Here is a 13,659-nt window from a genome sequence, read left to right as displayed (position 1 = left end):
CCCAGGATCAGCGGCATGACAGACGAGCTGCTGACGATCAGCGCCTTCGCCCGCCAGGTCGGGCTGACCCCGAGCGCGCTGCGCTTCTACGACGACTGCGGACTGCTCCGCCCGGCGTCGGTCGACGACCAGAACGGCTACCGGTACTACTCCCCGTCGCAGCAGGCGCGTGCCGCGTTGCTGCGCGACCTGCGCGAGATCGACCTGCCGCTGGCCGAGGTCCGGGTCGTGCTCGACGAGGGAGCGGCAGCCGGCGTCGCAGTCGTCCAGGCGCACTTGCGGACGGTCGAAGGCAAGGCGGAGGTAGCCCGGCGGGCCACGGCGAGGATCCTCGCCTCGTTGCCGGCCGTGCCGTACGAATGCGTGGTCAGGCTCGGCGGCGCGGAACTCGCTAGTGCGATCCGCCAGGTGTCCGCCGCGGCTGCCACGACTGAGGAGATCCCCGCGCTCGCCTGTGTCCTGCTGGAGCTCGGTGAGGACGAGGTGGCGCTCGTAGCGACCGACCGGTACCGGATGTCGGTGCGGAAGCTGCAGCCGCTCGGATTCGCCGGGTACCCGCGCAACCTGCTGGTCCGGGCGACCGAGCTGACTGCGCTCGCGCGATGGGTTGGTGCCGCGGTCGAGGTCCGCCTGGAGACAGGACCGGCCGGCACTGCGCTAGTCGTCGATGGCGACTCCCGGGCGGTCCCGGTGGTCGACGAGGAGTTCCCGGCGTACCAGTCGATCCTGGACGGGCTGACTCCGCCGGTCTGTCGCGTGGTCGCCGATCGTCAGCAGCTGCTCGCCTTGCTGACCGGTGAGACCGTTGCCCTCGACATCGACTCTGGCCGGCTCGCGGTGACCGCGGTCGACTCGGGGGAGAAGCTCGGGGAGCTGGAGGGGATCGGGTCGGGTGCTGTGCAGCTCGGGTTCTCGGCTTCGCTGCTGGCGGCCGCGCTGAGCGTGAGTGTCGGACCGGACGTACTGCTGGAGCTCTGTGCCGTGGACCGGCCGGTAGTGGTGCGGTCTGCCGACCAGGGCACCTTCACCACGCTGGTGATGCCGACCCGTCTCGACGGGTGAACCGCGGCTTCTACGGCTGGTTGGCAGGCGCGTCACTCTCGACGTTCGGTGACGCCGCAGTGTTCTTCGCGCTCGGCTGGGCGGCGGCGGATCTCGGTCCGCACGTTGCCGGCCTGGTGCTGACCGGCTACACCTTGCCCAGAGCCGTCCTGCTACTCGCAGGCGGCGTACTGGGCGATCGTTGGGGCCCACGCCGTGTCCTGCTCACCTGCTACTTCCTACTAGCCTTCCTCACCTTTCTGCTGGCTGCGGCATTCCAGCTGACCGGTACTACGGCCGTGCTGCTCCTCTTGACCGCCGCCACCATCGGAACGGTCGACGCCTTCGCTCTACCCGCCGCAGGCGCCTTCCCTCGCCTCTTCGCCGACGATGCCTCTCTGCCCAAGGCGATGGCCCTGCGCACGTCGACCCAACAGGTGGTGACTCTGGCAGCCGGGCCTCTCGGCGGACTCCTAGTTGCGACCGCCGGTCTGGTCGGAGCTCTGGTGGTCGACGGTGCCACCTTCCTGATCGCCTTCGCCCTCTTGCTGGTCATCAAGCCTCCACTGGCCTCCGGTGAGGTTGTTGCCGGGCACTCGGTGGTGAAAGAGGCAGTGGACGGCATCCGCCTCGCCTGGTCCGAGCCGGTGCTCAGGGCTCTGCTGCTGAGCGTGGGATTGACAGCGGCGTTCGTCTTGCCCGTGACCTCGCTCTGCATCCCACTGCTCGCCCGTACCAACGGGTGGGCGGCGTCGCAGGCTGGGCTGATCGTCGGGGCGACTGTGGTTGGCGGGCTGCTCGTCACGCTGGTCGTCGCCCGGCTGGGCACCGTCGCACTCCCCGGCGCTACAGCGGCTGCCGGATGCCTACTGGCTGCTGCAGGCATCGCTGGTCTCGCACTGTCATCGGCCGCCTACGCAGCGGTGCTGTCCGGCTTCGTCCAAGGCGTCGGGGTCGGCCTGTTCACGTCCCACCTGGCGCCGCTGTTCGTCGCCAGTACGCCGCGCTCGCACTTGACCCGGCTGCAGTCGCTGCTGGCCCTCGCTCAGACGCTTCCGCTGATCGCCTCCATGAACCTGTTGGGCGGCGTCGCCAGCGCCGGGCCGCGGTTCGCAGTACTGGCTTGTGCGGCCGGTACTGCGCTCGCCGGCGCGAGCCTGCTGAGCAGTCGAAGCGTCCGGATGGCAAACGTAGGAGTATCTTGAGATATCGGAGTCGGTGGCGTCTCAAAGTCGAGCGCGCCTTGGAGACTCCGGTGTGACGAGGCGATGTCGATGTCGTTCCCGCTCTTCCTGCCGTCAGCCCAGGCCGAACCATTGCGGCTGAGACCATCCGACATCACGCTCGGCGTCATCTTCGCCGAGCTGAACGCCGCCCGGTCGGCGAACCAGCTCGAGCGCGGCGCGCCCAGGATCGGAGCCGTCGGCGGTCCGCGCGCCGACCGCCTGCTGCAGAGCCTTGAGGCCTGCGAGGCCGCTCTCACCGAGCGCAACCTGCCGATCCCACCGGCCATCCGCGACGAGCTCCGCCTGCGCCGCAGCCTCTACACCCCGCGCGGCCGCGGCTAGACCAGCTAGACGCGCCAGGCCGGTACGTCGGCGTCCGGCTTGAGCTCGCCGGCCTGCTGAGCGCCACGCTTGACAGAGTGAAATCCCGTAGGTCGCCGTAACAGATCGCTGCGCCGTCAGTTATCCGATTACGACGGGCGGAGCGAAGCTGTAACACGGCCCCGCTAAGGTCTGTGCCGGTCGGCCCTCCGCCCTGGGCCGGCTTTCGTCTCTACGGGGAGTCTTTTCATGCGTTTCGCCCGCATCGCCTTCGGCTTGCTGCTGGCCCTGGCCGGGTTGCTGGTCACGGTCGTTGGAGGCGTCGCCGCCTTCTGGCTGGTCGGTCCTGACAACACCGTCGACACCGGTGAACGGTCGATGCCGAGCCTGGGGCTGGCGGTGATGACCGCGCCCGACCTGATCGACCGGCATGGGCCGACGCTGCACGTGACCGCGTCGGCGGCCAAGCCGGTCTTCGTCGGCGTCGGTCAGGACCTCGACGTGTCCAGCTACCTGCGCGGTTCGCAGTACACGCGGATCGTCCGGTTCGACCTGCCGTCCCGGTTGGACACCCAGTGGATGAAGGGTGAGCCTGCCGCGCTGAACCCGCCGGCCGGGCTGGACTGGTGGACGGTCAAGGCGAACGGCGCAGGTGAGCAGTCGATCGCGTGGCCGATCGTGGACGGCCCCTACTCCGTGGTGGTGATGAATGCCGACGGTTCGCCCGTGGTGGATGCCAAGGTCACCTTCGGGATCGAGCTCGACGGCGCCTTCGGGACGTGCCTGCTGGTGTTCGGCGCCGGCGTGGTGTTGCTGGCCGTCGGACTGCTACTGATGTTCGTCCGGCGCCGCACGCGCCCGCTGCCGCCGGTGCCCGTGGTCGCGCCCTTGATGCCGTACAGCCCTCCCGCTCCGCAGCAGCACACCCAGGTACGCCGCGCCGCCGGGCTGGCGACCGCTTTGTTGCTGGTGGCAACTGGTTGTGCCGCCATCCCGCCGAAGAACACCAGCCAGCAGGTGAGTACCCGCCCGGCCGTGACCCTGGCCGACGGGCAGGCGGTGATCAAGAAGTACAACGAGCTCAACAACAAGGCGAACCTGACCCGCGACGCCAAGCTGTCCGAGACGATCGAGGGCGACCCGACCCTCGCGCAGACCCGGGCCGGCTACCAGATCGATCGCAAGCTCGATCCCGACGGCAAGGACAAGGCCAAGCCGTTCACCTACACCGAACCCGAGATCGGCGCGCCGCGGTTCGGGGCCTACCCGATGCGGTTCGTCGCCTCGACCGGTGTCTCGGACGACACGAGCGGCGGCCGCCATCTCGGCGTGTGGGAACGGCAGACCGCCGGTACTCCGTGGCTGCTGACGCATTCGGTCTACCCGCCCGCCGGCATGCCGTTGCCGCCGATGGAGGGGCTGCGGATGCCGACCAAGGCGGAGATGACCAGGCTTCCGATCCTGCCGCAGGCGGCCGGCAACAACCTGGCGGCGTACCTGTCGGGCGGTTTGAGGGCCAAGCAGGCAGCGCTCTTCATCCCGTCGCCCGGCACGGTCAAGCTGCTCACCCAGCGCGAGAAGACCAAGGCGGACGAGACCAAGAAGGCCTACATCTCTACCGTCGTCGACACCTTCCGCGTGTCCGGCCAGCCGCTCACCTTCATGGCGTCCAACGGTGACGCCCTGGTCTTCCTGACCTTCACCGAGCAACTCCTGGAGAACATCGAGCCCGGCTCCAACGCCTACTGGACCACCGGCAGCGTCACCGCCTTCAGCAGCATGGTCAAGTACAACCAGAGCCTCCACATGGACTACCTGCACCAGGTAGCCATCACCATCCCCAAAGCCGGCAAGCCGCGCGTCCTCTCCATGGACACCCAGCTGGTCGGCGCCGGCGGCAGCTAAGCTCCTAGCCGCGGAACGTGGCGGTGACGGTGCGACCGTGGGTCTGGTGGGTGGGGAAGGTCAGCCGGGTGCCGGTGATCGTGTGCTGTACGGCGACGCCGGGGTCGGCAGTGAGCTTGTTGAGCCAGCGGCCGCGGACTGTCACGGTGATGGTTGCGCGGGTGGTGGTCGGGTCGGCCACGGCGATGGTGGTGGTGCGGTCGGGGTGGCGCTGCGTCAGGAAGGATGCCGGGCCGTCGACTGTGTAGTTGAGGACCTGGTGGTGGCCGGGGGTGAAGGTGTTGGCCGCCGTCAGGTTCAGGGTCGGGTGGTGGATCGCCTGCAGGCGTGGGGTGTTGGAGAGGAGCAGGAGCCGGCCGTAGCGGTAGGAGCGCAGGCTGGCTTCTGTGGCGTTGGGGATCAAGGCGTAGGCGAGTGCAGCGCGCGACTGGGTCTCATGGGTAAGAGTGAAGACCTGCTTGGTGACTGCGGTGTCCGGGTTGGCGGTGCGGACCACCCGGCGGCTGCGGGTGACCTGCTCCAGGCCGACGGTGACAGGGCTCGGCTGCAGGAAGTAGTAGCCGAGTGAGGTGCCTGCCGTGGCGTTGGCGTAGCGGAGCCAGCTGAGGTCCGCTGAACCCGTACCGGACCACGCGCGCCCGTTCCGTAATACTCCGGTGACCTGTACTGCGTCAGTAGGCGCCGCCAGTCGCGCGTCGATCGAGGTCGTCACCGCACGCTCCGCCTGATCGCCAACGCCTGCAGCGAGTACGACGATCTCGTCATCCAGCAGGAACCACGACTTGGTCGACTCGGCATTGCGGTAGACCACGAAGTCGTCCGGGAGCTGGTCGCGATCGGCATAGGCCGCATCACTCGACTGGACCCAGCCGGCCACGCCGTACGGGCCCAGGGTGGCGCCGCCGGAGTACTGGTTGGTGCCGACGGGGAAGTAGACGTACTTGTTCTGCAGCACCGACGACGGCGTGAAGTCCGGCGGACTGTTGTAGTACGCCGTCCCGTACAGCTCCGGGATCGACTTGCGTTGCTCCACTGGCGCAGTGACCCCAGCGAGCCCGTACGGCGACACGGTGGTGAGGTAGTCGACACCGAACGCCTGGGTCTGGTCCTGGCCGCTCAGGTAGAGGTAGTAGGCGCCGTCGCCCTGGAACCACGGCATGAGGTTCTCGCCGCTCATGTACTCGTACTTGCTGATCCGCTCGGAGTTCCGCGCCAGCGCGAACGCGTAACCGGGCCGGCGGTGCACCGTCCGGTCCATCGAGTTGAACGCGACGGAGCTCGACGCCGGGTTGAGATCAGCCGGCTTGATGTTGCTATCAGCAACGATATCGGCGAAGCGGGCGACACTGACCGGCGAGACGAAGTTGTTCGGGTTCAGCGTCGGGCGCGCGGTGAACTTCACGTAACCGCGCAACCGGGCGGCATCGGCGGCAGCCGCGTAGTCGGCCAGATCGACGATCGCCTCGACGACCACCGCGACATCGTCGTACCCGGTGGCGGGCCGGGAGATCGCCCGGCCCTTGACGATCTCCATCATCCAGCCCTCGAAGATGAGTGGCGCGAACCCGTGCTCGACCCACCCCTGGACGACCTTCACCAGGTCGTCGCTGCGCGCATAACCGGTGCCCTCGAGGGTCTTCACCGTCTGGACGACGCGGGTGAGCAGGCCTTTGCCATAAGAGCCCGTGTAGGCGACCGAGCTGTGCTGGATGAAGGAGCCGTCCGCGTAGTACCCGTCCGTCACGCCGTGCTGGAGATGGTACGGATCGATCGTCGCGAAGACCGTGAACTGGTCCTGCAGCGCCTTGCGGATCCGCGCGTCGTCGTCGAGCAACGCGCCCTGGATGATCCGGTTGGCGGTGATGTCGGCGAGGTTCGCGCCGGTGTGGAACCGCGAGTCGAGGTCGACGTCGCCGTCCTTGCCGTTGCGCAGATAGGCATCCATCGAGGCGACGTACGTCGTGATCAGGTCGGCCGGCGCGTCGAGCAGCGCGAGCGTCTTGCCGACGTGCTGCGAGATGCCGATCTCCCAGCTGAACCAGTTGCCGTAGTACCCCTTCGACTGATCGCCGTAGTAGTTCGCGTGCAACCACCGCAGCTTGTCTAGCACCCGCGCTTGCACTGCGGTATTGCCCTGCAACTCAGACGCCGGGCCGGGCCGCCGGGTGGCGAGGGCGATCTCGTAGAGGTGCAGGTACGACGCGATGAGGTTCGGGTCGCTCGTGCCGAGTGGCAGCCCGGCGAAGAGCTGCCCGGGCTGAGCACGATCCATCGCGGCCAGCCAGGTGCGTGCGGTCTGGTCGAGGGTGGCGAGCTTGGCCTGGACCTCGGGACGCGCGTTCGACTCCGGCGTACCGGCGAAAACGGCGACCGCGTTGGCCAGCAGCCGCGCTGCTTCCGACGAGGAGGCGATCCGGTTGGGCCCCGCACCGGCCGGCGCGGGATTGACCGCGCTCAGCAAGGCGGCGGCGGGAACAAAAGACAGCAGGCGGCGACGGGTGATCTCCACTGGTACTCCCGGGCGAAGGGGAAAAACCTCACACCCGGAGTCAAGCAGCCGGAACTATCTTACGGCAACCGCTTACCCTGACCGAAATCCGCCACCCACCACCCCCACTTGATCATTCGCCCCCTTTTCACCCTCTCCGCCCTGCCCGCAGTGCCGGACAGCGCGCACGGAGGGTGAAAAGGGGGCGAATGATCAAGTGGGGGTGGCTCGACTCGACCGCCAGGACAAGTGAGACGCAACACGCAGGCGTGATGAGGCCGACACCGACATGACTGACCGGTAACCAACCAATAACATCGCTGGTATGCAGATCCTCGCCATCGTCGTCTCGCTCGCGATCGCCGCCGTGGGTATCGCGTTGTTCGGCAAGACGATCGGGCACATCGTGTCCGTCATCAAGCTCGGTCAGCCGGTCAGCCGGACCGACAAGCCGGGGCAGCGCAGCGTCACGCTGGCCAAGGAGACGCTGGGCCACACCCGGATGCTGCAGTGGAGCCACATCGGCATCCTGCACTGGTTCGTCGCGTTCGGTTTCCTCGGGCTGGTCCTGACCCTGGTGACGGCGTTCGGGCAGCTGTTCGACGCCCACTACGCGCTGCCGCTGATCGGGCACTGGTTCGTCTTCGAGTGGGCCACCGAGTTCCTCACCTGGACCGGCCTGGTCTCGATCGTCGGCCTGATGGCGATCCGGCTGCTCAACCTGCCGAAGGGCCACCTGGCCCGGTACAGCCGGTTCTTCGGCTCGCGCGCCTGGCAGGCGTACTACGTCGAGTACACGATCCTCGGCGTGCTGATCTGCATCCTGCTGCTGCGCGGGCTGGAGTACGAGCTCGGCGCGGGCAGCAAGTTCCACTTCCCGAGCACGTTCTTCGTCGGCGACGCGCTGTTCGGCGGGCTGAGCGAGCACGCGCTGGAGAACGCGGTCTACCTGGTCGCGATGATCAAGATCCTGATCTCGTTCGCCTGGATGATCACCATCTCGCTGAACGCCACGATGGGCGTCGCCTGGCACCGGTTCACCGCCTGGCCGAACATCTGGTTCAAGCGCAAGCCTGCTACCAGTGATGGCGGCGGTCTGGCATTGGGCGCGCTGCAGCCGATCATGGTCAAGGGCGAGCCGATCGACTTCGAGAACATCGAGGAGCTCGACGAGGACGCCGCGCTGGGCGTCGGCAAGGTCGAGGACTTCACCTGGAAGGGCCTGCTCGACTTCACCACCTGTACCGAGTGCGGCCGGTGCCAGTCGCAGTGCCCGGCCTGGAACACCGAGAAGCCGCTCTCCCCGAAGCTCGTGGTGATGAACCTGCGCGAGCACGCCTACGCGAAGGCGCCGTACCTGCTGGCCTCGTCCGACGACGACCGCAAGTCGCTGCCCGAGCTGGTGCTGGCCGAGCAGGAGCGGCCACTGGTCGGCTCACCCGACGTCGCCGTGATCGACGAGGAAGCCCTCTGGGCCTGTACTTCGTGCGGTGCGTGCGTGCAGCAGTGCCCGGTCGACATCGAGCACGTGGACGCGATCATGGACATGCGCCGCTACCAGGTGCTGATCGAGTCGTCGTTCCCGTCCGAGCTGAACGGGCTCTTCAAGGGCCTGGAGAACAAGGGCAATCCGTGGAACATGAACCCGTCCGGCCGGATGGACTGGGCCAAGGGCTTGCCGTTCGAGGTCAAGCAGGTCGGTACGGACGTCGAGACGCTGGCCGAGGTCGAGTACCTGTTCTGGGTCGGGTGCGCGGGCGCGTTCGAGGATCGTGCGAAGAAGACCACCCAGGCCGTCGCCGAGTTGCTGAACATCGCGGGGGTCTCGTTCGCGGTACTGGGTGATGGGGAGACGTGCACGGGTGACCCGGCACGGCGGGCCGGTAACGAGTTCGTCTTCCAGCAGCTGGCGATGCAGAACGCCGAGGTGTTCAAGGAGACCGGCGTGAAGAAGGTCGTCTCCACCTGCGCGCACTGCTTCAACACGCTGAAGAACGAGTACTCCCAGCTCGGCGTCGAGCTGGACGTCATCCACCACACCCAGCTGCTGAACCGGCTGGTCCGCGAGGGCAAGCTGACGCCGGTCGCACCGACCGACAGCGCGCTCAACGGGCAGAAGATCACCTACCACGACCCGTGCTACCTGGGCCGGCACAACCAGGTGTACGACGCCCCGCGCGAACTGCTCGAGATCATCCCGGGCGCCGAGTTCGCCGAGATGCCGCGCAACAAGACCAAGTCGTTCTGCTGCGGCGCGGGCGGCGCGCGGATGTGGATGGAGGAGAAGACCGGCAGCCGGATCAACGTGAACCGGACCACCGAGGCGGTCGAGACGGGCGCGGACAAGATCGCGACCGGCTGCCCGTTCTGCCGGGTGATGCTGTCCGACGGTCTCACCGCCAAGCAGGCCGACGGCTCGGCCCGCGAAGAGGTCGAGGTCGCCGACGTCGCCCAGCTCCTGCTCGCCTCGGTCAGACGCGGCGAGTAAACGCAGCTGCAACTTCCTGCAATTTCTCTTCCCAGTCAGCGGTCCAGACCATAAACTCCGTTGGTTGTTCCAATGGGAGGGAAATCGTGAGGCTTAGTTCTCGGGTGGCGGCCGCGGCCGTCGCCCTACCGATGGTTCTTGGGGTCGCCGCCTGCGGTGACAACGGCCAGGTCAATGGGGGCATGCCGGAGCCGGTGCCGGCCACCAAGACCACCGCCACCGCGGCGCCGCTGAAGGCCGCGCCGCCGGTGCGGCTGACCAACGCGAGCTTCATGCCCGCGATGAACAAGGCGAACAAGAAGGTCACCTCGATGGAGGCGACCTCCCGGATGACCGCCGAGGGTCAGGTGATCTCGATGAAGATCGCCACCACGACCAAGCCGTTCGGGATGAAGATGGACATGTCCACCCCGGACGGCCTGATGAAGATGATCGTGGTCAAGACGGGCATGTACATGTCGACACCGGACCTCCCGGCCGGCAAGTACCTGAAGCTGAACGCCGGCAAGGACGCGGACGCGCAACTGGCGGCGCTTTCCGAGATGGCTGAGAACGCCGACCCGGCGAAGACGTTCGAGAGCTGGAACAAGGCAGGGCTCAAGGTCAAGTTCGTCAAGAGCGAGACCCTCGGCGTGCGCAAGGTCGACCGCTACCTGGTGACCATGGACACGAAGGCCGCGCTGGGTGCCAAGGCGGAGGACATTCCGGTCGGGGTCAAGCTGCCGAAGACGGTCTCCTACACGGTCTGGATGGGCACCGACAACCTGCCGTACAAGCTGTCCTTCAACCTGATGGGCGTGGACATGCAGATGACGATGACCGGCTACAACACAGTGGCCCCCATCACCGCTCCGCCCGCGAGCAAGATCGTCAAGAAGCGCTGACGGCGATCAAGCTTCGTTCCAGGGTGGCGGCACTGGCCGCCACCCTGCCGTTGGCTCTCNGCGTCGCCGGATGTACCGACGACGCCGCGGTCAATCCCAAGACAGTTCCGACCAAGCCGGCCGCCGCGACCCAGAAGGCTGTCGCGCCACTCGCCCGGCTCACGACGGCCACTTTCGTACCTGTGACGCTCGCTGCCAACGCCAAGGTGAAGTCCTGGACCGGCGTGATGCGGATCAGTGCCGGCGGACAGGTCGTCACCGCGACGATCGCCCAGACCTACCAGCCGGCCGCCGTGCGGGTCGATCTGAGCAGTCCGCAGTTCGGCGGGGCGGCCCACGGGATCCTGATCAAGGGCGTCATGTACCTGTACATCCCGGATCCCAAGCTGCGCGGCAGGTATTTCAAGATCGACCCGAAGAGAACCAAGGACCCGGCGGCGATGGTCTTCGCCCAACTGCTCGAGAGTCAGGACCCGGCCAAGTCGGCCAAGGCGATGCGTAAGGCCGTACTCAAGGTGAAGTTCGTCAAGAGCGACACCATCGGCTTCCGCAAGGTCGACCGGTACGACGCCACCTTGAACAATGCCGCCATGTTGCGGGCGCTGGGGATCAAGGCTCCGGCCGGCATGCCGAAGACTTCGGTCATGTCGACCTGGCTCGGTGCCGACCGGCTCACCTACAAGCAGACGTCCATCAGTGGCGGCTCACAGACACAGGTGACTGTGACCGGCTACAACACAGTGGCCCCCATCACCGCTCCGCCCGCGAGCAAGATCGTCAAGAAGCGCTAGCGCAGGTACGAGGCGCCGTTGAAGTCGAGGATGGTGCCGCTGGACCAACCGGCCTCGGGGGAGGCCAGCCAGTGGACGGCTGCCGCGACCTCTGCGGCGGTCGCCACTCGGTTGAACGGGCTCTGCGCGCGGATCGCGTCGCCGCCGGGTCCATTCAGCCCCTGCGCGGCCATGTCTGTGGCGATGAAGCCGGGCGCGATTGACGTCACGGTGATGTCATGTGGCGCCAGCGCGACCGCCATCGACTGCCCGAAAGCATGCAAACCCGCCTTGCTCGCCCCGTACGCCGGTACGTCCGGCTCGCCGCGATAGGCACCCCGCGACCCGACGTTGACGATCGCACCCGTTCTGACGCCATCGGCGGGCGCCATGTCGAGCATCTGCCGGGCCACGCACCAGGTCAGGTGAGCCGCCCCTTCCAGGTTCACCGCGAGGGTCCGCCGCCAGGCCGCCACCCAGTCGTCGTACGAGGTCTCCAGCAGCGGATGCCCGATCCGCCGGGATCCCGCGACTGGATCGTCAACGAAGAGTGCGGCGTTGTTCACCAGAACGTCGATCCGCCCGAGCGCTTTCGTCGATTCCTCAACAAGTAAAGGGATTCCGGCCGGGTCGCCGAGGTCGCCGGAGACCACGGCATGACCGTCTCCCGGCAGTTCCGCCAGTACTGCGTTCGCCTTGTCGACCGCGCCCCGGCAATGCAGCACGACCCGATCGCCGGCCCTGGCGAACGTCTTCGCGACCTCTGCTCCGACGCCTCGCGACGCACCCGTGACGAGCACTCCTCTGGACACAGCTTTCCCCTCTCCGTGGACTGCCTTCATTCTGCCCTGACATCACCCTGGCGGCTCGGTGACATCAGAATTGGTTGACAGTGACGTCACTATGACGTCATGATTGCGTCATGGAACTTGATCACTACCTCGAGTCGGTCCGCCGTAGCGTGGAGAACGCCACCGCGCTGGCCGACGACCAAACTCGCTCGGTGGCCCAGCGCCTCGGAGCAACGCTGGATGACGCGGGCCGGCTGGCCCTCATCTCAGCCCTGTCCGACGCCGCCGGGGAGATCAGCCGTGAGCTGTCGCCCGGATCGGTGGAGCTCCGGATGGCCGGTGGCCGCCCCGAGTTCGTCGTCACGCAGGCCCCGAGCCAGCTGACCGACAGCGCGGACGACGACCTGGACGACGACTCCGCCGCCGAGCCGGTGGCCGACGAGCTCGCCCCGGATGCCGACGAGCCGACCGCGCGGATCACGCTGCGGCTGCCGATGTCGGTCAAGAACAAGGTGGACGAAGCCGCCGCGGCCGAGGGCATCTCCTCGAACGCGTGGCTGATGCGCACCGTGATGACGGCGCTGACCGGCGGCCGCGGTGGCTACGGCCGCCCGCCCCGTCCGCCGCGCCCGCCCCGGCCCGGCATCTTCGCCTCCGACGGCCCGCTCGGTCCGGAGGGACCGCTCGGCCCGGAGGGCATCTTCGGCAAGGAAGGGGTCTTCGGACCGGACGGAGTGTTCGGACCGGACGGCTTGTTCGGCGAAGGACGCCGCGGTGACCGCGGTGATCGCGGCGACCGCCGTGACGATCGGGACCGCGACCGCGGTCGCGACCAGCGCCGGGGTGGACGTGGCCCGGGCCAGCGCATGCAGGGGTGGGCACAGTGAGCTACAGCAACCAACTGATCGGCGAAGCCGGTGAGATCGACCGGGTCCGGATCGAGATCGGCTCGGGCCTGGTGGAGATCCGCCCGGCCGACGGCGAGAAGACCATCGTCACTTTGGACGTCGACGGCGCCGAGGGCGGCGACGTGGTGTTCGAGGTGGTGAACGGCGAACTGGTGGTCGAGGGCCCGAAGAAGTCGCGCCGCGGCCCGGAGATCCGGGTCCGGATCGACACCCCGGCCACCCTGGACGCCCGGATCCAGACCGGTGCGGGTGACATCACCGCCCGGATGCCACTGGGCGAGGCCCGGCTGTCCACCGGTTCGGGCGACATCCGCGCCGAGCGGATCGAGGGTGACCTCGCGGCCACCACCGGCAGCGGCGACGTCCGGATCGGGTCCGCCGCTCAGGCGGTCCGGGCCAAGACCGGCTCGGGCGCCATCGACATCGGCGAGTCGATCGGCCAGGTCGGCGTGAGTACCGGCTCGGGCGACGTCCGCCTCGGTGACGCGGCCGGACCGACCACGGTCAAGGTCGGCTCGGGTGACATCACCATCGAGCGGATCAGGGACCACTCGATCGCGACCTCCGGCTCCGGCGACGTCCGGGTCGAGTCGGCCGAAGGGCCCAGCGTCCGGGCCGAGACCGCCCGCGGTGACGTGCAGATCGGCGTACCGGACGGGGTGCCGACGTACCTCGATCTCAAGACGGTCACCGGGCAGATCCGGTGCGATCTCGAGCCCGGTGAGAAGCCGGCCGAGGGCGAGCGCTCGCTGATGCTGCGGGCCCGCACCGTCTCCGGCGACATCACCGTCGTCCGGGTCTGAACCAGCACACCATTCGTCAACGGGGATCACTGAG

General features: G+C 67.7%; 10 protein-coding genes. 8 read left to right on the top strand and 2 right to left on the bottom strand.

The window, feature by feature from the left end; genetic code table 11:
• The first annotated feature begins 15 nt into the window (after nucleotides 1–15).
• From A3ES_RS0122550 to A3ES_RS0122535, 4 genes are all read left to right on the top strand, one after another.
• Entirely contained in the window at nucleotides 16–1,062 is a 1,047-nt protein-coding gene (locus tag A3ES_RS0122550) for a DNA polymerase III subunit beta family protein (RefSeq protein WP_020389109.1), read from the top strand.
• Nucleotides 1,059–2,246, top strand: a complete 1,188-nt coding sequence (locus A3ES_RS48010; RefSeq protein ID WP_020389108.1) for an MFS transporter — start codon at nucleotides 1,059–1,061, stop codon at nucleotides 2,244–2,246. The genes A3ES_RS0122550 and A3ES_RS48010 overlap by 4 nt, the downstream gene beginning before the upstream one ends.
• A 69-nt stretch (nucleotides 2,247–2,315) precedes the next feature.
• On the top strand, nucleotides 2,316–2,609 hold the full coding sequence (locus A3ES_RS0122540) for a hypothetical protein (RefSeq protein WP_157630680.1): 294 nt from the start codon (nucleotides 2,316–2,318) through the stop codon (nucleotides 2,607–2,609).
• Between the two features lie 228 nt (nucleotides 2,610–2,837).
• Nucleotides 2,838–4,493: a DUF8094 domain-containing protein gene (locus A3ES_RS0122535; protein WP_026163109.1), complete on the top strand. Its 1,656-nt coding sequence runs from the start codon at nucleotides 2,838–2,840 to the stop codon at nucleotides 4,491–4,493.
• Between the two features lie 4 nt (nucleotides 4,494–4,497).
• On the opposite strand, the gene A3ES_RS0122530 is transcribed toward A3ES_RS0122535, so the two are convergent.
• Entirely contained in the window at nucleotides 4,498–7,002 is a 2,505-nt protein-coding gene (locus tag A3ES_RS0122530) for a polysaccharide lyase family 8 super-sandwich domain-containing protein (protein ID WP_020389106.1), read from the bottom strand.
• A gap of 304 nt (nucleotides 7,003–7,306) precedes the next feature.
• On the opposite strand from A3ES_RS0122530, the gene A3ES_RS0122525 reads away from it, so the two are divergent.
• Both A3ES_RS0122525 and A3ES_RS0122520 read left to right on the top strand, forming a co-directional pair.
• On the top strand, nucleotides 7,307–9,469 hold the full coding sequence (locus A3ES_RS0122525; protein WP_020389105.1) for a (Fe-S)-binding protein: 2,163 nt from the start codon (nucleotides 7,307–7,309) through the stop codon (nucleotides 9,467–9,469).
• Nucleotides 9,470–9,555: 86 nt separating this feature from the next.
• On the top strand, nucleotides 9,556–10,353 hold the full coding sequence (locus A3ES_RS0122520; RefSeq protein ID WP_157630679.1) for a hypothetical protein: 798 nt from the start codon (nucleotides 9,556–9,558) through the stop codon (nucleotides 10,351–10,353).
• 787 nt (nucleotides 10,354–11,140) lie between these two features.
• Here A3ES_RS0122520 and A3ES_RS0122510 read toward each other — a convergent pair.
• Nucleotides 11,141–11,935, bottom strand: a complete 795-nt coding sequence (locus A3ES_RS0122510) for an SDR family NAD(P)-dependent oxidoreductase (protein WP_040455262.1) — start codon at nucleotides 11,933–11,935, stop codon at nucleotides 11,141–11,143.
• 110 nt (nucleotides 11,936–12,045) lie between these two features.
• Here A3ES_RS0122510 and A3ES_RS0122505 point away from each other — a divergent pair, with 110 nt between their 5' ends.
• Nucleotides 12,046–12,801 carry a hypothetical protein gene (locus tag A3ES_RS0122505; RefSeq protein WP_020389101.1) on the top strand — a complete coding sequence of 252 codons (756 nt, stop codon included), beginning with the start codon at nucleotides 12,046–12,048 and terminating at the stop codon, nucleotides 12,799–12,801.
• Nucleotides 12,798–13,625: a DUF4097 family beta strand repeat-containing protein gene (locus A3ES_RS0122500; RefSeq protein WP_020389100.1), complete on the top strand. Its 828-nt coding sequence runs from the start codon at nucleotides 12,798–12,800 to the stop codon at nucleotides 13,623–13,625. The genes A3ES_RS0122505 and A3ES_RS0122500 overlap by 4 nt, the downstream gene beginning before the upstream one ends.
• The last annotated feature ends 34 nt before the right edge of the window (nucleotides 13,626–13,659 follow it).

It is taken from the genome of Kribbella catacumbae DSM 19601, from assembly GCF_000372465.1.
GTDB lineage: Bacteria > Actinomycetota > Actinomycetes > Propionibacteriales > Kribbellaceae > Kribbella > Kribbella catacumbae.
Note: the sequence above shows the minus strand (reverse complement) of the source record. Positions and strands in the feature narration are given on the sequence as shown.